The organism is Exiguobacterium sp. UBA3968 (assembly GCF_002385115.1).
GTDB lineage: Bacteria > Bacillota > Bacilli > Exiguobacteriales > Exiguobacteriaceae > Exiguobacterium_A.
In genome coordinates, this window is record NZ_DGCW01000004.1 from 259082 (window position 1) to 281326 (window position 22245).

Annotated in this window: 26 protein-coding genes, 7 tRNA genes and 1 rRNA gene; 2 read left to right on the top strand and 32 right to left on the bottom strand. The window is 48.9% G+C overall.

Features of this window, described 5'->3' with window-relative positions:
• Nucleotides 1–45 precede the first annotated feature (45 nt).
• From B3S86_RS01480 to B3S86_RS01525, 10 genes are all read right to left on the bottom strand, one after another.
• A complete protein-coding gene (locus B3S86_RS01480; RefSeq protein ID WP_290748466.1) occupies nucleotides 46–705 on the bottom strand; it encodes a peroxiredoxin-like family protein in 660 nt (219 codons plus the stop codon).
• A 40-nt stretch (nucleotides 706–745) separates the two neighbouring features.
• The gene (locus B3S86_RS01485) at nucleotides 746–1813 is read right to left on the bottom strand and encodes a YcjF family protein (RefSeq protein WP_035399298.1); all 1068 of its coding nucleotides are present in this window, start codon (nucleotides 1811–1813) and stop codon (nucleotides 746–748) included.
• 98 nt (nucleotides 1814–1911) lie between these two features.
• Nucleotides 1912–2394, bottom strand: coding sequence for a GNAT family N-acetyltransferase (locus B3S86_RS01490; protein ID WP_035411571.1), 483 nt, complete (start codon nucleotides 2392–2394; stop codon nucleotides 1912–1914).
• A gap of 87 nt (nucleotides 2395–2481) precedes the next feature.
• Entirely contained in the window at nucleotides 2482–2919 is a 438-nt protein-coding gene (locus B3S86_RS01495) for a GNAT family N-acetyltransferase (RefSeq protein ID WP_375092163.1), read from the bottom strand.
• A gap of 107 nt (nucleotides 2920–3026) precedes the next feature.
• Nucleotides 3027–3728 carry a YjjG family noncanonical pyrimidine nucleotidase gene (locus B3S86_RS01500; protein ID WP_290748476.1) on the bottom strand — a complete coding sequence of 234 codons (702 nt, stop codon included), beginning with the start codon at nucleotides 3726–3728 and terminating at the stop codon, nucleotides 3027–3029.
• 2 nt (nucleotides 3729–3730) lie between these two features.
• Complete coding sequence (locus tag B3S86_RS01505; RefSeq protein WP_290748479.1) at nucleotides 3731–4201, bottom strand: DMT family transporter; 471 nt, start codon at nucleotides 4199–4201, stop codon at nucleotides 3731–3733.
• A gap of 12 nt (nucleotides 4202–4213) precedes the next feature.
• Nucleotides 4214–4876 (bottom strand): Crp/Fnr family transcriptional regulator, encoded by a 663-nt coding sequence (locus B3S86_RS01510; protein WP_056064548.1) that lies wholly within the window; start codon nucleotides 4874–4876, stop codon nucleotides 4214–4216.
• Between the two features lie 12 nt (nucleotides 4877–4888).
• Complete coding sequence (locus B3S86_RS01515) at nucleotides 4889–5314, bottom strand: DMT family transporter (RefSeq protein ID WP_035411585.1); 426 nt, start codon at nucleotides 5312–5314, stop codon at nucleotides 4889–4891.
• Nucleotides 5315–5508: 194 nt separating this feature from the next.
• Entirely contained in the window at nucleotides 5509–6363 is an 855-nt protein-coding gene (locus B3S86_RS01520; protein WP_290748483.1) for a PPK2 family polyphosphate kinase, read from the bottom strand.
• Nucleotides 6364–6437: 74 nt separating this feature from the next.
• Entirely contained in the window at nucleotides 6438–7292 is an 855-nt protein-coding gene (locus B3S86_RS01525; protein WP_290748487.1) for an SDR family oxidoreductase, read from the bottom strand.
• Nucleotides 7293–7414: 122 nt separating this feature from the next.
• Between B3S86_RS01525 and B3S86_RS01530 the strand changes: the two genes are divergently transcribed.
• Nucleotides 7415–7747, top strand: a complete 333-nt coding sequence (locus B3S86_RS01530) for a winged helix-turn-helix transcriptional regulator (RefSeq protein WP_375092162.1) — start codon at nucleotides 7415–7417, stop codon at nucleotides 7745–7747.
• Between the two features lie 61 nt (nucleotides 7748–7808).
• On the opposite strand, the gene B3S86_RS01535 is transcribed toward B3S86_RS01530, so the two are convergent.
• The 4 genes from B3S86_RS01535 to B3S86_RS01550 all read right to left on the bottom strand — a co-directional run bounded on the left by B3S86_RS01535 (nucleotide 7809) and on the right by B3S86_RS01550 (nucleotide 10812).
• Nucleotides 7809–8801, bottom strand: coding sequence for an NAD(P)/FAD-dependent oxidoreductase (locus B3S86_RS01535; RefSeq protein WP_290748493.1), 993 nt, complete (start codon nucleotides 8799–8801; stop codon nucleotides 7809–7811).
• 64 nt (nucleotides 8802–8865) lie between these two features.
• Nucleotides 8866–9759, bottom strand: a complete 894-nt coding sequence (locus tag B3S86_RS01540) for a phosphotransferase family protein (RefSeq protein WP_290748496.1) — start codon at nucleotides 9757–9759, stop codon at nucleotides 8866–8868.
• Complete coding sequence (locus tag B3S86_RS01545; protein WP_214856328.1) at nucleotides 9756–10238, bottom strand: GNAT family N-acetyltransferase; 483 nt, start codon at nucleotides 10236–10238, stop codon at nucleotides 9756–9758. The genes B3S86_RS01540 and B3S86_RS01545 overlap by 4 nt, the downstream gene beginning before the upstream one ends.
• A 13-nt stretch (nucleotides 10239–10251) precedes the next feature.
• The gene (locus B3S86_RS01550; protein WP_290748500.1) at nucleotides 10252–10812 is read right to left on the bottom strand and encodes an isochorismatase family protein; all 561 of its coding nucleotides are present in this window, start codon (nucleotides 10810–10812) and stop codon (nucleotides 10252–10254) included.
• Between the two features lie 129 nt (nucleotides 10813–10941).
• Between B3S86_RS01550 and B3S86_RS01555 the strand changes: the two genes are divergently transcribed.
• Entirely contained in the window at nucleotides 10942–11115 is a 174-nt protein-coding gene (locus B3S86_RS01555) for a hypothetical protein (protein ID WP_155960197.1), read from the top strand.
• A gap of 38 nt (nucleotides 11116–11153) precedes the next feature.
• Here the strand turns inward: B3S86_RS01555 and B3S86_RS01560 are convergent, their stop codons facing one another.
• The 18 genes from B3S86_RS01560 to rrf form a co-directional block, all read right to left on the bottom strand.
• On the bottom strand, nucleotides 11154–11753 hold the full coding sequence (locus tag B3S86_RS01560) for a short chain dehydrogenase (RefSeq protein WP_058713378.1): 600 nt from the start codon (nucleotides 11751–11753) through the stop codon (nucleotides 11154–11156).
• 38 nt (nucleotides 11754–11791) lie between these two features.
• On the bottom strand, nucleotides 11792–12559 hold the full coding sequence (locus B3S86_RS01565; RefSeq protein ID WP_290748508.1) for an alpha/beta hydrolase: 768 nt from the start codon (nucleotides 12557–12559) through the stop codon (nucleotides 11792–11794).
• 23 nt (nucleotides 12560–12582) lie between these two features.
• Complete coding sequence (locus B3S86_RS01570) at nucleotides 12583–13149, bottom strand: hypothetical protein (RefSeq protein ID WP_290748511.1); 567 nt, start codon at nucleotides 13147–13149, stop codon at nucleotides 12583–12585.
• Between the two features lie 75 nt (nucleotides 13150–13224).
• A complete protein-coding gene (gene glmS / locus B3S86_RS01575; RefSeq protein ID WP_290748514.1) occupies nucleotides 13225–15021 on the bottom strand; it encodes a glutamine--fructose-6-phosphate transaminase (isomerizing) in 1797 nt (598 codons plus the stop codon).
• A gap of 413 nt (nucleotides 15022–15434) precedes the next feature.
• Entirely contained in the window at nucleotides 15435–16790 is a 1356-nt protein-coding gene (gene glmM, locus B3S86_RS01580; protein ID WP_029343107.1) for a phosphoglucosamine mutase, read from the bottom strand.
• 29 nt (nucleotides 16791–16819) lie between these two features.
• Nucleotides 16820–18106, bottom strand: a complete 1287-nt coding sequence (locus B3S86_RS01585; protein WP_056064586.1) for a CdaR family protein — start codon at nucleotides 18104–18106, stop codon at nucleotides 16820–16822.
• Complete coding sequence (gene cdaA, locus B3S86_RS01590; protein ID WP_056064589.1) at nucleotides 18106–18966, bottom strand: diadenylate cyclase CdaA; 861 nt, start codon at nucleotides 18964–18966, stop codon at nucleotides 18106–18108. Before cdaA ends, B3S86_RS01585 begins: the two co-directional genes overlap by 1 nt.
• A gap of 79 nt (nucleotides 18967–19045) precedes the next feature.
• The gene (locus B3S86_RS01595; RefSeq protein ID WP_056064592.1) at nucleotides 19046–19666 is read right to left on the bottom strand and encodes a hypothetical protein; all 621 of its coding nucleotides are present in this window, start codon (nucleotides 19664–19666) and stop codon (nucleotides 19046–19048) included.
• 16 nt (nucleotides 19667–19682) lie between these two features.
• A complete protein-coding gene (gene sigW / locus B3S86_RS01600) occupies nucleotides 19683–20246 on the bottom strand; it encodes an RNA polymerase sigma factor SigW (RefSeq protein ID WP_056064595.1) in 564 nt (187 codons plus the stop codon).
• A 125-nt stretch (nucleotides 20247–20371) separates the two neighbouring features.
• On the bottom strand, nucleotides 20372–21280 hold the full coding sequence (rocF, locus tag B3S86_RS01605; protein WP_290748527.1) for an arginase: 909 nt from the start codon (nucleotides 21278–21280) through the stop codon (nucleotides 20372–20374).
• Between the two features lie 211 nt (nucleotides 21281–21491).
• A tRNA-Ala gene (locus tag B3S86_RS01610) sits at nucleotides 21492–21567 on the bottom strand.
• Nucleotides 21568–21576: 9 nt separating this feature from the next.
• Nucleotides 21577–21648: transfer RNA gene (locus B3S86_RS01615), tRNA-Gly, on the bottom strand.
• 6 nt (nucleotides 21649–21654) lie between these two features.
• A tRNA-Lys gene (locus B3S86_RS01620) sits at nucleotides 21655–21727 on the bottom strand.
• A 4-nt stretch (nucleotides 21728–21731) separates the two neighbouring features.
• A tRNA-Tyr gene (locus B3S86_RS01625) sits at nucleotides 21732–21815 on the bottom strand.
• 38 nt (nucleotides 21816–21853) lie between these two features.
• Nucleotides 21854–21926, bottom strand: a tRNA-Thr gene (locus tag B3S86_RS01630).
• Between the two features lie 13 nt (nucleotides 21927–21939).
• Nucleotides 21940–22014: transfer RNA gene (locus B3S86_RS01635), tRNA-Glu, on the bottom strand.
• Between the two features lie 2 nt (nucleotides 22015–22016).
• A tRNA-Asn gene (locus B3S86_RS01640) sits at nucleotides 22017–22091 on the bottom strand.
• Nucleotides 22092–22102: 11 nt separating this feature from the next.
• A 5S ribosomal RNA gene (rrf, locus tag B3S86_RS01645) occupies nucleotides 22103–22218 on the bottom strand.
• Between the last annotated feature and the right edge of the window lie 27 nt (nucleotides 22219–22245).

Here is a 22245-nt window from a genome sequence, read left to right on the forward strand (position 1 = left end):
GGTCTGACTTCTCCCAACAAGTAGAGAGAAGCCAGACCGTTTAAGTCAATCTTCATACTTTTTATTCTGTTCAAGGTTTTGGAGGATGTGTTCTGGATCAACGCGTTTCGTATAATCGGACGGCACTTCTACGAAACGAATCACACCATTCGTATCAATGATAAACGTCGCCGGTTTCGGTAACTGCCAATCCTCATTTCCATTGTGCTTCGCTACATCGAGTCCCGATGCTTTGTAAATCTCAATCAAATAAGCTGGCAGGTCAAACACGAGATCAAATTGACGGGATACATGTAAATCAACGTCACTTAAGACAGGGAAACTTAACGCATTCTTGTTTGCTGTCTGTTCAGCAAAATCAGGTGTCTCTGGACTGATCGCAACGACGGTCGCTCCCTGAGCACGAATTCGGTCGATTTCCCGTTCATACGCGCGAAGTTCGAGATTGCAGTATGGACACCAGCCACCCCTGTAGAATGTTAAGATGACAGGACCTTGCTCGAGTAATGTCTCGATCGCCACAGACTTGCCAGATACATCGGGTAACGTAAAGTGTGGAATCGTATCACCGACACCTAGACCTTTAGCGATACCAGAAGCAGCCAGCTCAGCTGTCGCTTCCGCCATCAACCGTTGTTTCTCAGCAGGTGCCTTTTGTCGGAATTCCGATTGATACTGTTTGATTTCTTCGAGTAATCGTGTCATGTGTTCTCCCCCTTTATTGCTGTATAGAATAACAGGGAGATTACTCGTTTGTCTCTTCTGACGACTCTTCTGCCTTCTTCCGGAATCGTTTCACGAACCCCATCAGTTGTTCCGGTGTCAGCTCGAGCTTATTCTCATAGACATATTTCGTTCCATATCCAAGTGCAAGGGTGGCGGTCGAAGCAACGCCCGCGGCAATGACGGCACCATACCCCGGAACGAGCTTCGCCATTTGCCGAAAGGCGGTTTTTCCGGAGTTTCCGACGATCGTCACGACAAGCAACTCCTTCGCACTCTCCTTGGATAACTGTCGTTCGTACAGATTCGATAACTTGAGCATCAAGCCGATTTGAATTGAAGTCAATGGAATGATATCAGCTCCCGGGAACGGGACGGCACCAATCGCACCTGCGGCTGTTCCGGCACCGACGATCCAGTTGTTGGCAATCTTCCCGCGAACGGTTGGATCCATCTGGCGAACGAACACATTATCCTTGTCGAACTTTTTTAAGATGTCGAGGACCTCCCGACGGAGCCGATCAATGTTCGTTCCTTCTCGTGCTGATACGGGAATGATTTTGGGTCCTGGTAGTTTTTCTGCAATATGCTGAACGATCGTGTCGACATCATCCGTCGCATCCATCTTCGTAACGACGATCAAGACATTTTGGTTATGTTGATAGATCTTACGGAAGTTTTTCGTCTCCGTCTCAGATAAGACGGTACCTGCCGCATTTAAAAAATAAAGGATGACATCGGCACTTTGATAGTACGTCCACGTCGCTTCCGAGTTCTGTGTATTGGCATCATTCAATCCTGGTGTATCGACGAAGATGACTTTATCTTCCGGATGCTGCCTTACTTGATCAATCCGGACCGTTTCACCCGGACGCGCTCCGACCGTTGCGACTTCACGACCAAGAATCGCGTTCAAGGTCGAAGATTTTCCCGCATTGACATCTCCGATCAAGGCAACCGTCACGTCCTGCTCCAGCGATTGATTGAAATCCCGTCGCTCCGATTCAAACGACTGATCAAAGATTTCCTCCAGTTTGCGTTTCCGTTTTTGCTGATTGGTCTCAAGTCCTTCACCAAAAAAATCATCCATCGTGATCCCTCCCCCTTCTTCTGTTGTCTGTCTTTTCCCATTATCCCTTGCTTTCAACACAAAGAAGGCAAGGGAACATTGTGTCCACTTGCCGAATTTTAGAGATATGTGCTGCGTCGCTCGAGCAATACCGTATCGCGCCATCTGCCTCCGAGCCGACCAATTCGCTCCCGGCGACCGACTTCGCGAAAATTAAAACGCTCATGAAGGCGCAGACTCGCATGATTTTCCGGAAAGACTTGCGATTGCAGGGTCCAGATGCCTGCTGCTTCACTTGTTGCAATGACGTCTTCCATCAAGCGAGTGCCGACACCTTTACCGCGTACTTCTTCTGCAATATAAAGACTGATTTCAGCGACACCAGCGTATGCTGGAATCGAAGAAAATGGACTTAACGCAACCCAGCCGAGCAGTTGCTCGCCTTCAATCGCAACGAGACGACTGTGTTCATGGTGATGCCTCGTCCATTCTTCGTACGGTAATGCTTCCGTGCGAAACGTCGCGTTCTCCGTCTTTATTCCTTGTTCGTAAATACGGACGACTTCTTCGTAATCGTCCGCTATCATTTGACGTACTTTCATCTCATCAGACTCCTTTGTTGCTCACATGCTGATTCTAGTTCGACAGCATGTCAGGAGTCTCCTGTTTAATCGACGGTTCATCAAGTTTTATACTTCTAATCGTACTGCCATTTCCCGACCGAATCGGTCCCCGTGGTCGATGAAGCCGAGACTCGCATACAGACTGTGCGCCGCCTGATTATCCGGTCGATAGCCGACGACGATTCGTTTCGCTGCAGGTAACATTCGCATCTCTTCAATCAGGGCTTGCATCGCTAATCGCCCGATACCGTTCCCTTGCTGCGCCTGATCAACCATGATGCGGTATATCCAGTAACCGTCGAGTTCTTCTAGTTCCGTGTTGTACATCACAAAACCAACAACCGTATCGTCCATCATAATCGCCCGAAGGACAAGGCTTGGTTCGAACTTCGCTTGCGCGATCGAATAGACATTCGCTTCCATGAAGTCCTGCTGTTCTGCTGTCAGCGTCAGCTCACAACAAGCTTCCCAATTTTCTGCTGTTACCGGTACGAGTTGAATCATGTTCATTTCCCCTTTTAATTAGACGGGAGTTGCCTCCAGCGTCTGTTGATCACATCGTTGCACGGTGATCGCCCCCTTTCCTTCTCTTTCCTATCGACTGATTTGATTCATTGTTGAAGGACTGCTGCGTTTTCAAGCACTGCAGGTAGTTCGGCTAAAGAGGTAATCGTAAACGTGGGCTTGATATCCGTTGCCGGCTTTCCTTCTGGATTAAACCAACATGTTGCGATACCAGCTTGATTGCCACCTGCAATATCAGCTGACAAGGAATCTCCGATAATGATCGTTCGCGCCGGGTCGAATTGTGGAATCCGCGCAAACACATGATCGAAAAATCCTGCCATCGGCTTTTGAAAACCCGTCTCTTCTGAAACGAAAATCGCTTCAAAGAAGTCCGTTAATCCAGCCCCCTCGAGCCGTGCGCGTTGCGTCTTCGAAATACCGTTCGTGACGACGTACATCTCGACGTTCCCTTCTAGTTGCTCTAACAGGGCAGTCGCACCCGGAATCAATTCCGTCCCTTGCGCGAGGTATCCGCGATACGTTTCGTCAACTTCTCGTCCGTTGACTTCTCGTCCTTCTTCCGCAAAGAACGTCACGAATCGCGAGTGAATGACTTCCTCACGTGTCACTTCACCCCGTTCGAGTGCTCTCCAGAGCGCGTGATTGATTTCCTTGTAGCGCGCTTCTCGCTCAATCGTCCACGTTAGATCTTGTTGCTCGAGCAGATGGCGAAAGGCAATCCGTTCCGTCGATTCAAAATCAAGTAGTGTATGGTCAATATCGAATAATACTGTCGTGTAAAACATATTCAAGCTCCTTTTCGTAAGCGTTGTGCAGTCGTTGTTTTCCCGCCCAGTTGAAATAACAGAACGCCGCCACCAATCAATAGGACACCAAGTGCTTTCGTCCACGTAAACGGAACGGTCTGTAAACCAAACCAGCCGAGCGTGTCCCACAGCAAGGCAAATAAGATTTGCGACACCATGACGATCGAAATCGCTCGACTTGGTCCGAGTTGTTGAACTCCTTGCGTCACACAGAGGACGACACCGACACCGATGATCCCACTGAACCAAAACCAAGTTTGCGCCTGTTCGAGTGCAAACAATTGTGACCCTTCGACGATCAAACCAATCGTCAGTGAAGCGAGGAACCCGAGTCCAAGGACTAGCGTCGTCGTCGCCCAAGCACCGACATGTTCTTTGACTTTTGCGTTAAACGTATTTTGAATACAAACGAGCATGCCCCCACAAAGAGCAAGGATGATTCCCGTAACCATGTCGCACCTCTTTCATTCGTAAATGCTTTCTCCAACGCGCTCCATCAATCCGTCTCGATCAATGATCTCAATCGTATGCTGCGTTCTGCGAATCAACCCATCGTCGACGAACTGACGTAAGACACGGTTGACATGACGGTAGCTCGTCCCGATCAAATCTGCCGCATCGACCAGTTCCTTACTCGCAAAAGCATCCGTATCAGGTGTCATCGACAGCAAATAACTGGCTAGCCGAACTTCTACCGGATACAGCAGATTGAAGCTGAGCGTATGCGATTTTAATTCAAACTTTTTCGTGATCGTCTCGAGTAAAAATAATAGAAAAGCAGAATGATGTACACGTGCCTCTTCCAAATCCGCATAGGCGATGCGTAAGACGGTTACTGGTGTCACTGCCTCGACCGTGTTCATCAAATCAATCTTTCGGACGAACTCAATATCGCCGACGAGATCAAACGGATGCTTGAAGGACAACACGAGACGTTTCCCCGTTGCCGACATATGCGTAATCTTCAATTTCCCTTCGACGAGCAGGTACAGTTCATGCGCAACATCGCCTTGTCGGCATAAAGCCTCACCCGGTGCGAACGTCTGGATGTGCATCGCCTTGCGTAGCGATACATCAAAGACATGCGTTAACTGATACCGTTCCAAATAGCTCACAATGTCCGTCACTTCTTCTCCTCCTTAGCTCTTTAAGATGAAGATGCCTGCAACCATCATCAAGATGCCGATGATCTGCGGCCCCCGCAGTCGGCGTTTCATGACGCCGAACCAGCCTCTTCCGTCAATCCAGAGTGCCAGCGCTAATTGCGCTAATAAAAAGAGCGAAATCGTCAAGGTCACACCCATCCGGTGGACCGCCGTCATGTTGCTGAATAATATGATCGCCGCAAAGGCACCTCCTGCTAGATAAAGCGGTTTGACACGGCGCATCGCTGAAAAACTACGATCCCGTAAGACGACCGCTAAGAGGATCGCAACGATGAACCCGGTCATCTGAGTGATCGTCGCTGCTTGCCACGTCCCGATCGTTTGACTGATCCGGGCATTGGCGACACTTTGAAGCGTTAAGAAAAAGCCACCAGCAATCGCAAATAAGATACCACGCATATGCATACTCCTCTCTTCTTCCATGATACTCTCATTTAACGAGAGTCCTTCTGATTTGAACAGGACATTTGTCCCGAGATGTTCAGAAGTTCAGAAATCATGATGAGTAAATAGAATTTCATACAACTCTAAGTGTATTAAAAAAGCGATTGTTCTCTTGCTGAGAACAATCGCATTTGGTGTATTTAAATAGTTTATGCTTCTTCTTCCAGTCGTTTAATCGCTTCATCCAGCTGTTCCTGATCCTCTTCTGATAGCTTTGGATATTGCGGATCAATTTCCTTCAGGACGTCATTCATGACTTCGGTGACGATATAGCGGGAATACCATTCGTCATCTGCCGGTAAGATATACCATGGTGCATGTGATGTCGATGTCGCTGAGACGAGCTCAGCAAAAATCTCATGGTATTCGTCCCAGTGCTTGCGTTCCTCAATGTCATTAAACGAGAATTCGAAGTTTTTCGTTGGATCTTTCAGACGAGTCAACAGCCGTTGCCGTTGCTCCTCTTTTGAGACATGAAACAAGAACTTGACGACTCGGAAGCCATTCTCGACGAGATAGCGTTCAAAGTCATTAATTTGACGATAGCGCATCTGCCACACGTCACCCTCATCCGGCTTTTCTTCCTCCTCGAGCAAATCATGGATTCGTGGGGCAATGACTTCCTCATAATAGGAGCGATTTAAGATGCCGACTTCCCCTTTTTCTGGTAGTCCTTCGTGGATCCGCCATAGGTAGTCATGTTTTTGCTCCGTATCCGACGGTTTTTTGACGGAAATCGTTCGGAGTCCTTGTGCGTTCAAGTTAGAAAAGATATAGCTGATCGCCTCGTCCTTCCCCGCTGCATCAATTGCTTGCAGGATGACGAGGACGCCATTTTTCTCTTCAGCATGCAAACGCCAATGTAACTCTTGTAACGTCTCAACACTTTTTGGAATCCGTTTCTCTCGCAATTCTGCTTCCGAAATTTTATGTTCTTCTGATGTCGGGTAATTCGAAAACGAGACTTGCTCGCCTTCCTTAACACGATAGGATGACAGTTTCATGGTAGGGCTCCTCCTTTAATTGCTTCTAAAGGGGATTTACCCTACTCATTCATCCTGAAAACGTTCAGATGAACTTATCTTTTCAAAAGGAGACGGACTCCCTCTTCCAGCGTCGTCACGGGACGACCAAGTAATGCTTCAAAATCAGTACTTTCTACTGCCAGAGTCCCTGCTGCGATATCTGCCTGGATACCAGTCAGCATTGGAATCAAGAAGTCAGGTAAGCCAGCTGCTTGCATCCGCTCACCATATGTCGCTTCATCCACTTCATCTAAAGTGACCGATCGGTTAAGCACTGTTCCGACTGCAGTCGCGAGTTCTGCTTGTGTATGCAACGGACCCGATAGTTCATAGATGGGGTTTGGATGCTCAAGCGTCAGTCCCGTCGCAATTGCTAGCGCATACTCATCTTGTAACGCCCATCCGACTTTCCCTTCGCCTGCTGCCGTTAACCAGTCTGCGCCTTGCGCGACGGCGTCAATCGTTCCGAGTTCATTTTCGAGATACCAGTTGTTACGGAAAAAGACATACGGGATACCTGTCGCTTGAATCGCTTCCTCTGTGACACGATGCGTTCGAGCAAGTCCGTTTGTACTGTGTGCCGCATTGGCGATGCTCGTATAGCCGATCAGCTTGACGCCTGCCTCTTTTGCTGCCGTGACAGCGGCTTGGTGTTGCCGGATCCGAGTCGCCTCTTCACCGTCCGTCGAAATGATCAACAATCGATCGATTCCTTGAAACGCTTGTCCGAGTGTTTCGGGCTGATCAAAGTCTCCGTATCGGACATCGATTCCTTGTGCTGCAAGCTCTGTTGCTTTTTCGACGTCGCGGACACTAACTGCTACATGTTCGTTGCCGACTTGTTCACTGAGGTGTTGCACGATCCGCGCGCCTAATTTTCCGGTTGCTCCTGTAATTAACCATTTCATGATGAAACCACTCCTTTGAAGTTTGATGTTGTTCTTCATGATACGCTAGGTGATACACTAAAAAAAGTAGGCACTTATCTGAAACTAGGTCCCTCAAAACGAACCAATGGGAGAGGATGAATGTGGCTGTATTCGATACAACGACCAATCAACGCACTGCCTGTCCAGTCACTCGGGTCCAACAGATGGTCGCTGGCAAATGGAAGATCATCTTGCTGTGGCACCTGACACACGGGACACATCGTTTTCATGAACTGCAACAATTAACAGGTATCTCTAAGGGAACTTTGACACGTCAGCTACGTGAGCTCGAAGCAGATGGTTTGATTCAACGGCACGTCTTTGGCGAAGTTCCCCCTCGTGTTGAATATTCTCTAACGGATGCCGGACATAGTTTTTTACCGATTCTTGACCAAATGGCAGCTTGGAGTGAGCAACACTTCCAGGGGGAATAATCGTGAGTAACAAAAAAACATGCGCTTCTTCTCGATTCAGAAAAGAAGTGCATGTTGTCGTTCATTCCGTCGCTGTCACCGTCTGACGTAAGTGGGTATCAATCGCCTCTGCGACGCGTAATCCGGAGATGACAGCACTCTCGACGCGCGTCCGCCCTGATGCATCATCGGCTTCAAGGAACGCATCACCAGCAAGCCAAAGTGGATGTGACGACAGTTTCAAATGCGGTGTCCGGTAAACTGCGCGTGCCTGAGCGTAACGCCAACGCTTGAGCTGGCGGGAGATAATCGTCACTGGTCCGAGTTGCTGTTGTAACAGACGCTCGACTTCCGCGAGTGTCTCTTCTTCTGGGCGCTCGTACCAGTCTTCACTGAAGCGAGCTGTCATATAGACGCTCAGGAGTGTCGTCTTCGAAATCTGTTTCTCGGCATTATTGACGAGTTTTAACATCCCATCGACGAGTTGTTCGTCTTGTAGGCCGACTTCCCCGATCGTCAGTCGCTCTTTGATTTCAAACAGACCCACGAATGTCGGCTCGAACGTCACTTGGCGTAACTGCTCATGATCGTCCTCTCCGAGCGCCAGATCAGAAGCCTGCAACAGTTCATATGCTTGCGGTACAGGCGCCGTCACAAGTAACGCATCATACGCACCTTGATGATCCGTCGCTTGTGTGACGAGTTCGTCCTCCATTGCCGTAATATGCGTGACCTGTTCATTCAACTGGACGGGAATCCCTCGACCAATCGCTTGTACGAGTTGATTCATGCCGTCCGTCGCGACATAGCGTGGAAAATCCGTTCCGAACCATTTACGAACCCACCCTTTCTCAAGCCAGTCGTCGACTTCGCGTCCTAACTCTTCCGTCCGAACCGTGAAGAAGACGGCACCATGATCCGCTGTTCCTTCATCAATCCGACGAGTCGCCATTCGCCCCCCGACGCTCTGGCTTTTTTCGATGATTTCAACAGCATGTCCTGCTGCCTGCAATTGACGTGCCGCAAAGATTCCGGCGAGTCCACCACCGATGATTCCGATTCGTTTCCCTGTCATCTCGCTTCCCCCTCATATTCCTCATTTCTCTAAGTATAGAGGTTTCTTCCAAGACATGGGTGAATCAATACCCGTCCGATATGCTCGTCATCTGTAGTTCCTGCTCGATGAGCATGATGTTCTCCTCAAAGAACACCCGGTGCTCTTCTAGTCCACGTTTGATGCACCAGCCGACGGCCGTGAGTGCTTCCCACAAACCATAGTATGCTAGATACGTCTCAATCGGCACGTCTGGGTGTAATGTTGCGTATCCTTCTTGAAATGCCGTGACGTAAATGGAACCGAACGTATTGAGATTACGGACGATCTTCGTGAAGTCCATCTCGACGGCCCCGTAGCGGGTCGTCTCGAAATCGATCACCCCTGTGACTTGATCACCTACCGTCAGTAAATTTGCTAGGCGGAAGTCACAATGTGTGGCAACGGGACGTGAAGGCTCCGGTAACGACTGTTCTCGTCTGACTAACTCTGTTTGGATGTTCTCTAAAAAACTGGGATCGAGTTCGGTCGTGATGAACGGCATGAATCCATCGAGTTTTTCATTCCGGAAGCGTCGCCAGTCCTGAACCGGATAGGCATAAAATCCATCTTCCGTATACTCGCCGTAAACTTCTCCTGTACACGTATGCAGCATTGCGAGCGTTCGACCAATTTCGTACGCCAATTTTTTATTCATCGTGATCGGTGCCTGTCCCGCTAAGGCAGCAAGTACGAACGCCCCGGTCGTCTGCCCGGGAGCTGCTTCAGCTAAGATGTGCGGCACGGGTACAAATTCTTCTAGTGCATGAATCCAGCCACGTTCCCGGTACCACTTTTCAGCCGTATACGGGCGCTTCAAGAAGACGACCTGACCATCCGTTAGGACGAGACGATCGACTTCAGAACTATACGATTCGTCGACAGTCGCGCATGCTGCGACGTCGAGTTGAAAATGTTCAATCCATTCGTCTCGTGTCATTCTGTCGTCCCCACTATTTTCTGTAGCGTTTCACCTGGTAGACCGTCAATCGGTCCAACATAGGTCGATTCAAAACCTAATCCGATCAAAATACGGCGCGATGCTTCATGCGCTGGATCAATCGTTGCCGTGACGACCTGTAGCTCTTCTTCTGTCGCTAACTGTAAGAGACGCTCTGCAATCGCTGTGCCGTATCCGCGTCCCCACTGATCGGGTAGTAGCATGTAACCGAGCTCTGCTTCGAACGGTTGCGTTTGACTTCGGGTCATGTGCCCGATTCCAATCCATGTCTCTTCGGCATAAATCAAATACGATCCGAGTCGGTCGTGCTGCTGTTGTTCAAGGATTCGCTCAAAGCGTTGTTTCGTTTCTGCGTCTGTTAATGCCTGTTCCGTGATGTAACGCATGACACGATCGTCTTGAACGAGCATTGCGTAGCGATCGTAATCGGACGCTGTCATTTTTCGTAATTCAATCATCTTATTCTCCTCTTCATGTCCGGTAGTCATTGTGGGTTGGGGTGAAGACATCTTCCGTTGACGGACGAACGATCGCAAAGTGTTCGACGTTATAATGACCATGCAAGACTTGATTGTGGTGGGCGATCATTTGCTCCGGCGTCAGGACATCGGACCCGTTCGTCGTATGCCCGTCGGCAACGAGTGTGACATCAAAACCATGTACTGTCGCACTGCGCACCGCAGTATCGATGCAGTGTTCCGTCTTACAGCCTAAGACGATCAGATGTTCAATCGATGCTTGGCGTAGATAATCAAGCAAGGGGGTGCCATGAAACGAATTCGTCGCCGCTTTATCGAACGTGACACTGGAAGCTGGAACGGGAATCGAGTCATGGACTGCAAAACCAGGTCCTGTTCCGCCAGCGACGTCGAGATCCCGAATAAAGACGACCGGGATGTTCCGTTCGTCTGCTTCGAGTACGACCGCTTCGATGACGTGCGCAACTTGTTCCTTTAAGTATACCGGACGTTCTTCCGTGTTTCCGTCGACGAGTTCCTGTTGAAAATCAATCACTAGGACCGCTTGTTTCATCGTCATGTTCCTCCTTGTAAAATCGACTGCTTGTTTCCTTCCCGCTCATCTGAATGATTTCCTGCTCCTGACGGGCGCGAAACTTTTTAGCTATTGGATTCGTTAAGAAGAAAGAAAGGATGTGTCTGGATGATTTGGTTTGGCGTCATCTTCTTATGTGTGCTTCTCGTCAATCTGACACTGGAGAAACTGATCATGAACCGGACGATGACAGGTCGCTGGTTCGTCCGCAACTTACTCATTTGTCTCGGGATCACTCTATTACTATTCGGGATCGAACGTTATATCCTATCCGGTCTGTAAAAAAGCAGGTAGCGATTTTTCGCTACCTGCTTTTTTATTTAATAGACTTCGTAATTTTGTCCCGTCTGCGCCCCTTCGACACTCTTTTCGAACGCGGTCGCGACACGTGACGCCGGGACGGCTTCAAAACCACGGAAGAAGGGTCCGTACTTCTCGAGCGACTCAATCAGTACGTTCGGACTGACACTGTTGATTCGAATGCCTCGTGGCATCTCGATCGCCGCTGCATGAACGAACGCTTTGACCCCACCGTTCGCAAGCGCTGCGGATGCGCCTTGGCGAATCGGATCGTCCATCATGATGCCGGTCGTCAGCGTAAAGCTTCCTCCGTCTCGTACTGACTGTAAACCAAGTAGGACCAGATTAACCTGACCTTTTAGTTTACTGTCGATTCCGATTTGATTAAGCTCCGGTGTTAAGTCCGTCAATGGACCAAAATGAGCGCCACCTGTGGCACTGATAACAGCATCAACAGAACCGACTGTTTCATACATCGCTCGGATACTTGCTTCTGACGTAATATCGACTTGCACATCCGCTCCGCTTCGTCCGGCACGAATGATGTCATGCCGCTCACTCAGCCGTTCGACGACTGCCTGTCCAATCGTTCCGCTTGCTCCTACTACTAAAATTCGCATGATCCCTTCCCCTTTCACGTATCGCTTACCTATCTAGCCTACTGCACAGCAGATGATGGTTTCAAGGAATCTACCGGATGCGTCTTCAAGAAGACGAGGATTTCTTCGAACAGACGCTGTTTGTCCCGATCGAGCGTCAGTAAATGTTTACTGTTCGGAAGAAAAGCCTTTTTCTGATCTCGGCTCGACACCGTCGTTTCGATTCGCTCGAGACTGGCATGATAGACCGCATCATCTAAGGCGCCAAGGAATAGAGCGATGGGCTGTGTGATCTTCGGCAAGACGACTCCTGTGTCGAGAATGAACTGTTGCAGTGCCCGTAAATCTTTTTCCGGTCGTGGAAAATGACGGTCGACAAAATCTGCGATCCACTCCGGCGAACGATCGTCAAATTGAAAATATCGTTCCGTATAGCGACGAACGCGGTGCTCAAGTCCGGCAATCGTCCGCTCAAGAATCGGCGTCGAGAGTAAGATGAGTCCGGCACATCCTGACTGTTCTGCCAGTCGAAGTGCCATCACTCCACCGAGTGATTGTCCAATCAAAAAGATGTCTTTGTGTCCTCGATCTTGTAAAAACGCAAGTCCGACTTGCGCGGACTGCCAGACGTCTTCGATCGTCGTCTCAAACAAGCGCTCCGGCGATTCCCCGTACCCGGCGTAATTGGGCGCGTAACAGGTATACCCGGCTACATGTAAAAAGCGAGCGAGCCCCCGCATCTCATTCGCACTACCAGTAAAACTATGTAACAGCAAAACAGCAGGTCCGGGTCCTTCTAAGTACAGATCCTTTGATTTCGTGATCATGGGCGCACCTCCTTTTTATCTCTTTAAACTTCCTCTACCGAAGTATTCTCCCGTAACGATTTTATAATCTGAAAGCCTGGGTAGTCCGCTTCAGATCGTCGTTCGCCACTTGACCGATAATAAGCATTCCAGTAACTGATCATCCGGTCTTCGATTCGCTTCATGTATGCCGGATCATCCTCGACGAATCGCCGCTTCACTTCCGGATCCCATTGCTCGATCACGGGTACGATGATATCAACGATTTCACAGACGTATTCACTAGCAAGTTCAAGAATATAGATGAGTATCCATTCATCTTTTTGATTTGTTTTGAGTAACTGACGGAGATAACGTTCACGGATGTGACCATCATGGTGACGGGTGTAAAGGCAAAATAACATCGTTTGTTGAGTCGACGTCAGTTGTTTAATCCGCTCCGAGTCAACCTCTGGTACATATAAGCGAGTCGGAATCTGTATCTGTTCGTGCTCTGTATTTACTTCGATCGCCCCGGGTGATAAACGCGTCCAAGCAAACGGTAGACACGCTTGGACGATTCGGACGTCCTGTTCATATCGTTTAGGAAATGCGGCGATCCAGCGATTCATCTTGTTGTCCTCCTATATAAAAAACTCCAAACGGCAGACACTTTCGCGCCTATCGTTTGGAGTCGATTTATTTTCTTATTCAACCGTTACTGACTTCGCCAAGTTACGTGGCTTATCGACGTCACAGTCGCGACCGAGTGCCGCGTAGTATGAAATCAATTGAAGTGGCAAGACAGACAAGAGCGGTGACAAGAGTGGCTCGACTGCTGGGATGACGAAGGCATCCGTCGGCAATTCAAGACCTTCTGCTGCGATGACACACGCGTTTGCACCACGCGCGACGACTTCCTTGACGTTCCCACGGTTGTTGAGGTGAACGTGTGGTTGTGTCACGAGTGCGATGACCGGTGTGTTATCTTCGATCAAAGCGATCGGACCGTGCTTGAGCTCACCACCCGCATATCCTTCTGCTTGAATATACGAGATCTCTTTGAGTTTCAATGCACCTTCCATCCCGACGTATGCATCTTGTCCGCGACCGATGAAGAACGCGTTACGTGATTCAGACAAGTACTCTGTCGCGATTTCTTGGAAACGATCTTTTTGAGACATGACCGATTCCATCGCACTTGAGATTTTACCGAGTTCCTTCATGAGATCGAAGTTGACAGCAACCCCTTTCGCTTGAGCGAGGTCAAACGCAAGAACAGCGAGGACAGCGATTTGAGCTGTATACGCTTTTGTTGAAGCAACGGCGATTTCTGGACCCGCGTGGAGCAATAATGTTGCGTTCGCCTCACGTGACAATGTTGATCCTGGAACGTTCGTGATCGTCAGTGCCGGGTGACCAAGTTTCTTCGCTTCAACGAGAACCGCACGGCTATCCGCTGTTTCACCTGATTGTGAAAGGAAGAGGAAGAGTGGTTTCTCTGTCAATAATGGCATGTTGTATCCGAACTCAGAAGAGATGTGCACTTCTGTCGGGATGCCTGCGATTTGTTCAATCAACTGTTTCCCAATCAAACCAGCATGATAGCTTGTTCCGCAACCGATGATGTAGACACGGTCACGACCGAGTACGAGATCACGGACCGATTGGTCGAGTGTGATGTCGCCTGCTTCATTTTGATATTGTTGAACGATGTTCCGGATGACAGCTGGTTGCTCATCCATCTCTTTGAGCATGTAGTGTGCGTACGTTCCTTTTTCGATATCTGATGCATCGATTTCAGCCGTGTACGCTTCACGCTCTTGGACGTTCCCGTCGAGATCTTGGATCGTGACGCTATCACGCGTCAAGATGATCATCTCACCGTCATGCAACTCGATGAATTGATCCGTTACTTGTAACATTGCCATTGCGTCTGACGCGACGACGTTGAACGTCCCGTCACCGAGACCAACGAGAAGTGGTGATTTGTTTTTCGCGACGTACAAGACGTCCGGATTTTCAGCATCGATTAATGCGAGGGCATACGAACCATGCAAGACGCGGAGTGTTTGACGGAATGCTTCCGCGACATCACCTGTCTCGTTGAAGTTCTTTTCGATCATCTGAACGATGACTTCTGTATCCGTGTCGCTGAGGAGATCGACATTCAATTCTGCTTTCAACTGCTCATCGTTCTCGATGACACCGTTGTGCACGAGTGTGAAACGTGTTGACGCACTTTGGTGCGGGTGCGCGTTTGGTACGCTTGGGACACCGTGTGTCGCCCAGCGTGTGTGTCCGATTCCGACTGTGCCGTCTGCATCTGCAGGAACGACTTCGCGTAGCGCAGCAATCCGGCCTACTTCTTTATGGACTTGGACGCCGTCGTTGACGAACGCAAGACCTGCCGAGTCATAGCCGCGGTACTCGAGCTTCTCGAGACCTTTTAATAAAATTTCCTTCGTGTTGACCTGTCCAATCATACCTACGATTCCGCACATGTTACATCTCTCCATTTACAAGTATTTCCCTGAAGAGGAAACGGCTCTTGTTGAGAGGATCCCGATCGGTCTGTTTGTCCGTCCAATCACTTGGACGATTTCAGAACGATTTACGGTATGGATCTGGTACCGGGAGGCATCCGCCGAATGATTCGATAAACCTCCACCTCGTCAGCTTTCATCCTACGAAGAAAGCCCTGGCGCTTCTTGTTTCCGTCCGACCCCGTTTCTGTCCGACTTCACCATCATACGAACTTTAATCTGAAAAAGCAAGAAAGGTAACGTATTTGTAACTATTCCCGATATTTTTCTATTCAATACGCATAATCCCTATTTTTTGTAAAAATCTCAATCTATTTTTCTAAAATAATTGTAAAAAAAAGAAGCAGAGCAATCGCTCTGCTTCGGGCTACTTAGTTTTCTTGTAACGCATAGTTCTCACGAACGACGTTCGCGATCCGCTCGACGTACGCATCACACGCTTCTTGTGTCGGAGCTTCCGCCATGACACGAACGAGTGGTTCTGTTCCTGACGCACGAACGAGAATACGTCCGTTGCCTGCCATCTCTGCTTCGACTTCTGCAATGATCGCTTGCACGGCAGGACCGCTCATTGCACCATTTTTGTCTGAGACACGGATGTTAACGAGACGTTGTGGGAAGATCGGCATCTCAGCTGCGAGTTCCGATAACTTTTTCCCTGTCGCTTTCATGATTTGCAACAACTGGACGCCTGACAACATGCCGTCCCCTGTCGTTGAGTAATCCATGAAGATGATATGCCCCGACTGTTCACCACCGAGCGTGTAGTCGTTCTTACGCATTTCTTCGACGACATAACGGTCACCGACCGCTGTCTGAAGTGCCGTCATCCCGTTTTCTTCAACAGTTTTATGGAAGCCGAGGTTACTCATGACCGTCGCAACGATCGTGTTGTCTTTCAGACGACCAAGTTCATTCAAGTATTTTCCGCAAATGAACATGATTTTATCGCCATCGACGATATCACCGTTCTCATCGACTGCAATCAAGCGGTCGCCGTCTCCATCAAACGATAAACCAACATCTGCGCCTTTTTCCTTAACGAAGGCAGCGAGATGTTCTGGGTGTGTCGAACCGACACCATCATTGATGTTGAGTCCGTTCGGAGTTGTACCGATCGTCGATACTTCTGCTTCCAAGTCACCGAATAGACGTGGTGCGAGGCTTGACGTCGCACCGTGTGCGCCGTCGATCGCGACATGGATGCCTGAGAAATCTTCATCCGATGTCTGGCGAAGCATATGAAGATATTTTTGTGCACCTTCGTAGTAATCGTGAACGAAACCGAGTTCTTTTCCAGCTGGACGTGGTAATGTATCTTCTGCTTCATCGAGCAATGCTTCGATTTCAAGCTCAGTTGCGTCATCGAGCTTGAAGCCATCTGAACCGAAGAACTTGATTCCGTTATCTTCAACTGGATTGTGCGATGCAGAAATCATGACTCCCGCTGTGGCATCCATCGTTTTTGTCAGATACGCGACACCCGGTGTCGAGATGACACCAAGACGCATGACTTCTGCACCGATTGATAAAAGACCAGCGATGAGTGCGTTCTCAAGCATTTGACCAGAAACACGTGTATCGCGTCCAATCAAGACTTTTGGTCGTGTGCTTTCGTGTTTCGTCAACACGTAACCACCTGTTCGACCGAGGCGATATGCTAGTTCCGGTGTCAATTCTACGTTTGCGACGCCGCGTACGCCGTCAGTTCCAAAATACTTACCCATGTGTTATTTCCTCATTTCACTAATTTGTTTTAATTGGTCGGAACGGATGTCCGCGGAACAGCTTTTAGCGTGACATCCATATTATCCGGACGCAGGACATCAAAGGCTTTTGACGTCTGATACGAAATCGGCAATCCGTGCGTTCCTTCTTTTAGTCCCGTCACATCGATGACCGCTTTGATATCCGTCGCATCGATCGATGCTAAATCAGATTCTTTCCCACGGACAACGACATCAATCGTTTGGTTGTAATCAATCGTATACTTCGATTCATCAAACCCATTTAACGTGACCGTCACACCGGGAATCGTTTTCTCCGCTCGATCCTCGACGGTTTCTGTCGTCGACTTCGCATTTTCCTTTTCGACAACGATATTGACGGTGACCTGTGTCGGATCCATCGCTGTCGCATTTTCCGGTTCAACAAGTTTGACGGTTTTTTCTGTCGTCTTCGTCAATCCTTTGAGCGAGACCGCTTCCGTATCAACGGAACCGATACGCTCTAACTCTTCTTTTGTTCCATATAGACGAGCTTCCGTCGTAACGGGAACGATCTTGACGACGGTATATCCTTTTTTGACGTCATCTTTTGTCTGCACATTGATCGGTACCGTCTTACTTTCCTTATAGATCGGTACTGTGATTTCTAGTTGTTCCGGTTGATAAGATGCATTGATCGTATTCCCGTTCGCATCGGTCGCTTTGGCATTGAACGTCTCTTTAAACGTCTCTGCCCGACCAGTTACATCGATCGGTACTTGGATCGCTGAAATCGCCTGTAACTTCTCTGCGCCTCCCGTAACTTCAACGGTTTGTTGATTCGGTTGCGCTTCCCCAGCGACATATCCTTCAGCGATTTTGTTTTTATTGAGTAAGGCGACTTGTACCGGTACTTCCTTTGTAATCTTCTTATCGAGGAAGACTTCAATCGTCTCCTGCTTTGGCGTCACCTCGACATCTTTTCCGAAGCCAGTTGCTGTGACACGGACACGATGATAGCCAGGGTCAAGTCCTTTTAAATCGATCGATAACCCAAAATCCTGAACAAGCCGAAGCATCGTCAAGCTACTCGATGGACCTTTAACGGTTACCTCCATCGTATTTGGAATATTATAGGCGACCCACTGCGATTCATCATACTGGACCGTGACCGGCACGTCAAATTTCGTCGAACCTTGACCTGCGATCGGCAACAGACTAGCGGCGTCACTCTTTCCTGTCGTATTCGAACCTGCCACCATCAAATACAACATGACGGCTAAGACGACCGCAACAATGCGTAAAAACCATCGTTCATTGAACCATTTTTCGAACATTATTTTTTCGCCCCCATCCAGTTCAAGAAGGAAGTATTCGTCTGTTCGACCTTAACGATCGTCTCAAGCAACTTCGTCCGTAAGGATTCTTCATCGAGTTCCCGGTACAGACGTCCATTGATGGCGAGTGAGACACCACCCGTTTCTTCCGAGACGACGAGCGTAACACTATCCGTTACTTCACTGACACCGATTGCAGCGCGGTGACGTGTTCCAAGCTCTTTTGAGATATGTGCACTTTCTGACAACGGTAAGTAACAAGCGGCAGCTGCTAACTTGCCTTGCTGGACGATGACGGCGCCATCATGTAATGGTGTATTCGGAATGAATAAGTTGATCAGCAACTGACTCGTGATTTGTGAACCAAGCGGAATGCCCGTCTCTACGTATTCACTCAGTCCTGTCTCACGTTCAATCGTCACGAGTGCTCCAATACGGCGTTTTGACATGTACTGGGCAGACGATACGAGCGCATCGACGATTCGAACTTGTTCATCTTCATCACTGATCGCACTACGTGAGAAGAATTTACTCGTTCGTCCTAAGTGTTCCAGTCCACGCCGGAGTTCGGGTTGGAAGATGATGATGATCCCCAGTAACCCATAGGTGATAATTTGATTGAGTAAGAATTGCAGTGTTTTGAGTCCAAAAAAGCCACTCAGGAACCAACTGATCAAAATGACCGAAATCCCTTTAATGAGCTGGACCGCTTTTGTTCCTTTGACGATGATCATGAGACGGTAAATAACGAACGTCACAACCGCGATATCAATCACATCATTAATATAATCGTACCAATGTACGTTTTCTCCCAGTTTCAACAATTGAAATTGAAGTGGTTGCCAGCTGAAGTAATTCACCAACCGTGCCCCCTAACTCATCTGATTTAAACAGTTTCCATTATAGCACAAAGGGACGAGTTCGACTCGTCCCATCTGATTATTGAAATAGACGTTTGATTCCGTACCAAACGCGTTCGAATAATTGATCAATTTCCTTGATTTCTCCGGTCACGCTACCGGCACTCGCCGTGTAAGCTTTCCCGTCAACGGTCATGACGTCGCCATTAACTTTCCCTTCGATTCGGACGTTCCCGCCTTCGACATAGAGATCTTGATCGACCGTGACGCCTTTTGGCACGACGACCTCACCATTTTGAGCGACGATGCCTGGTGCATTTGTATAAGATAAGTCATGTTCTTCCTGTGCCATATAACCACCAAGGCTACCGACCGACAAAAGTAAGAAAACAGCCGCCGCCGCGAGCAATGGGTATTGCTTCATCTTCCCTCCAAAACGGGACGGTTGCGGTTGGTGCAGTAAAGCAGCGCTCGGCGTATCCACCTGGTCGGGCAATTGTGCCAGCACGCGGGATGTAAAATCTGCCGATAATTTGGGCGCTGGAAGTTGACGCAGTCGAGCATCAAGGAGTCGATACTCTTCGAACTCGTCCATCGCGTCCGCTTCCCGTAACTCTGCTTCCAATCGCTCGAATTCCTCAGGTGGTTGGTTTTGATCTAAATAATCCTGAATCCGTTCATGTACATGCTCTCGTGACATGGTGAGTTCCTCCTTCTCATCGTTTGGCAAAATGCTTCTTCAGCGCTTCCCGTCCACGATGAATTCTAGTTTTGACAGTAGCGACAGGTAATTCGATCATTTCACTGATTTCCTTTAGTGAAAGATCCTCTATATATTTCAGGACGAGTGGAACGCGGTATTTTTCTGGTAAAGCTGCAATCGCATCCCCGACTTCACTTCGTTGCTCGTTATCGACCACTTGGTCCTCCGGCAAGGTGTCCTTGCTTTCGAGTTGTGAATACAATGTCAGTCCTTCAGTACCTGACATCTCAGCATCAAGAGAATAGTCAGGTTTCTTTTTCCGTAATCGGTCAATCGATACGTTCGTGACGATTCGGTACAACCAAGTCCGGAACTTCCATTGTGCATTATACGAATCAATCTTCGTAAATACACGGATGAAGGCTTCTTGTGTCGCATCCTCCGCTTCCATTCGATCGCGCAAGACCCGGAAAGCCACAAGAAAGGCACCTTCCTTATATAGATCAACAAGTGCCGCAAACGCATCGCGGTCTCCCTGTTTCACTCGCTCAATTAAGCGTAGTGTCGTTTCTTCCACTTTGAATACCCCCCGCTCTATGCGGTCAATCTCTTATACGAAGTCGACCGATAAATGTTTCATCTCCTTTTAAATTGTAACAAAAAAAACTTGAACCCCGATGAAAAGAGTTCAAGTTTCATCCATTATTTTACTAAGCGATGTGTTTCCATTGCCAAAAGTAGATCTCCGATCAGTTCATTCGCAAGTTCTGCTGTTCCGTTTCCTTCTTCAAGTAACGGATTCACTTCAACGAATTCAGCTGCAATGAAATCTTCTGCTACCGCACAATGCTGTAACACCGTCTTCGCATCGTCTAAGAAAATGCCATCAGCAACACGTGTTCCTGTACCGACGACAAGCGATGGATCAAGACCGTCCATATCGAAACTAAGATAGAATGCATCCGTTGTTTCCTTCAAATAGGCAATCGCTTCTTCCATGATCGCGTCCATCCCCTGAGTTCGGATCGCTTCCATATCGTAGACACGAATACCAAGACGATCAATCAGTTCTTGTTCGCCTGGATCAACGTCACGTAATCCGATGAAGACGAGATGTTCCGGTTGCAGCTTAACATCTGTTCCTCCTACTTCCGTTAAACGCTGATGTCCTTCCCCAAGGGCTACAGCGAGCGGCATACCGTGGATGTTGCCAGACGGTGATGTTTCCGGTGTATTCAAGTCACCGTGTGCATCGAACCAGATGACGCCAAGACGTGGTACAGTCTGACGTAACCCCGCAATCGTTCCGATCGCCATGCTGTGATCACCACCAACTAACAACGGAAAGCGTTGCTCTGATAACGCATCGCGAACAATCAGATGCAAGTCATTCGTCGTGTGGACGACGCCTTCAAGACGCTTTAGCTTCGGATCTTCTTCTCGGACCGCATCCTCGGATAAAACAGCCGCTTCCCCGTAGCGTACTGCTTCTTGTCCCCGTGCTTCAAGTGTCGCTAACAAACCGGCTTTTTCGACAGCAGCAGGTCCGTGTTCAGTGCCCGGCTTTCCTTGTCCATAACGGTACGGTACGCTGATATACGCGATATTCATTCGATATTCCCCCTATGTCATAGTCACTTCTACATGTATTGTAAGCGGTAACAAATAGGTGGTTCAACTCAACAAAAAAACGCATGAATATACAAAAAAACACCGTGAAGGGAATCACGGTGTTCTTGCGTACGTACTCTGGTTATGCTTGGCATTTCATATAAAAAAAACTTAAGACGAACGAAACTCGCTTAAGATCTTTAAATAAAATTGGTGGAGCCTAGCGGGATCGAACCGCTGACCTCCTGCGTGCAAGGCAGGCGCTCTCCCAGCTGAGCTAAGGCCCCGAAAGAAAAAGCGGAAGACGGGATTCGAACCCGCGACCCCGACCTTGGCAAGGTCGTATTCTACCACTGAACTACTTCCGCAAGAAATGAGCCATGCAGGATTCGAACCTGCGACCCTCTGATTAAAAGTCAGATGCTCTACCAACTGAGCTAATGGCTCGACATGGTGGGGGGGGGCGGATTCGAACCGCCGAACCCGAGGGAGCGGATTTACAGTCCGCCGCGTTTAGCCACTTCGCTACCCCCCCAGTTTGTCTAGGAAACTTATACGATTGAGAAAAAACAGTGCCGGCAACAGGAGTCGAACCCGCGACCTACTGATTACAAGTCAGTTGCTCTACCAGCTGAGCTACACCGGCACAAAAAGTATAATGGTGACCCGTACGGGATTCGAACCCGTGTTACCGCCGTGAAAGGGCGGTGTCTTAACCGCTTGACCAACGGGCCATTGGCTCCGCAAGTAGGATTTGAACCTACGACCTACCGGTTAACAGCCGGTTGCTCTACCACTGAGCTATTGCGGAATAAATGAATTGCCTGGCAACGTCCTATCCTCACAGGGGGAAGCCCCCAACTACTTTCGGCGTTCAAGTGCTTAACTTCCGTGTTCGGCATGGGAACGGGTGTGACCACTTGGCTATCGTCACCAGACGATCGGGCTCGCGCCCTCAAAACTGA

Coding starts and splice junctions, on each gene's coding strand:
- glmM (WP_029343107.1), bottom strand. CDS start 16,790: ATGGGTAAGTATTTTGGAACTGACGGCGTACGCGGCGTCGCAAACGTA.
- B3S86_RS01495 (WP_375092163.1), bottom strand. CDS start 2,919: ATGATTCAACTCGTACCGGTAACAGCAGAAAATTGGGAAGCTTGTTGT.
- B3S86_RS01595 (WP_056064592.1), bottom strand. CDS start 19,666: ATGTCACGAGAGCATGTACATGAACGGATTCAGGATTATTTAGATCAA.
- B3S86_RS01500 (WP_290748476.1), bottom strand. CDS start 3,728: ATGTTTTACACGACAGTATTATTCGATATTGACCATACACTACTTGAT.
- B3S86_RS01485 (WP_035399298.1), bottom strand. CDS start 1,813: ATGGATGATTTTTTTGGTGAAGGACTTGAGACCAATCAGCAAAAACGG.
- B3S86_RS01550 (WP_290748500.1), bottom strand. CDS start 10,812: ATGAAACAAGCGGTCCTAGTGATTGATTTTCAACAGGAACTCGTCGAC.
- B3S86_RS01555 (WP_155960197.1), top strand. CDS start 10,942: ATGATTTGGTTTGGCGTCATCTTCTTATGTGTGCTTCTCGTCAATCTG.
- B3S86_RS01570 (WP_290748511.1), bottom strand. CDS start 13,149: ATGAATCGCTGGATCGCCGCATTTCCTAAACGATATGAACAGGACGTC.
- rocF (WP_290748527.1), bottom strand. CDS start 21,280: ATGAATATCGCGTATATCAGCGTACCGTACCGTTATGGACAAGGAAAG.
- B3S86_RS01545 (WP_214856328.1), bottom strand. CDS start 10,238: ATGATTGAATTACGAAAAATGACAGCGTCCGATTACGATCGCTACGCA.
- B3S86_RS01585 (WP_056064586.1), bottom strand. CDS start 18,106: ATGTTCGAAAAATGGTTCAATGAACGATGGTTTTTACGCATTGTTGCG.
- B3S86_RS01560 (WP_058713378.1), bottom strand. CDS start 11,753: ATGCGAATTTTAGTAGTAGGAGCAAGCGGAACGATTGGACAGGCAGTC.
- B3S86_RS01540 (WP_290748496.1), bottom strand. CDS start 9,759: ATGACACGAGACGAATGGATTGAACATTTTCAACTCGACGTCGCAGCA.
- B3S86_RS01525 (WP_290748487.1), bottom strand. CDS start 7,292: ATGAAATGGTTAATTACAGGAGCAACCGGAAAATTAGGCGCGCGGATC.
- B3S86_RS01520 (WP_290748483.1), bottom strand. CDS start 6,363: ATGAAACTGTCATCCTATCGTGTTAAGGAAGGCGAGCAAGTCTCGTTT.
- B3S86_RS01480 (WP_290748466.1), bottom strand. CDS start 705: ATGACACGATTACTCGAAGAAATCAAACAGTATCAATCGGAATTCCGA.
- B3S86_RS01515 (WP_035411585.1), bottom strand. CDS start 5,314: ATGCGTGGTATCTTATTTGCGATTGCTGGTGGCTTTTTCTTAACGCTT.
- B3S86_RS01535 (WP_290748493.1), bottom strand. CDS start 8,801: ATGACAGGGAAACGAATCGGAATCATCGGTGGTGGACTCGCCGGAATC.
- B3S86_RS01565 (WP_290748508.1), bottom strand. CDS start 12,559: ATGATCACGAAATCAAAGGATCTGTACTTAGAAGGACCCGGACCTGCT.
- B3S86_RS01490 (WP_035411571.1), bottom strand. CDS start 2,394: ATGAAAGTACGTCAAATGATAGCGGACGATTACGAAGAAGTCGTCCGT.
- B3S86_RS01505 (WP_290748479.1), bottom strand. CDS start 4,201: ATGGTTACGGGAATCATCCTTGCTCTTTGTGGGGGCATGCTCGTTTGT.
- glmS (WP_290748514.1), bottom strand. CDS start 15,021: ATGTGCGGAATCGTAGGTATGATTGGACAGGTCAACACGAAGGAAATT.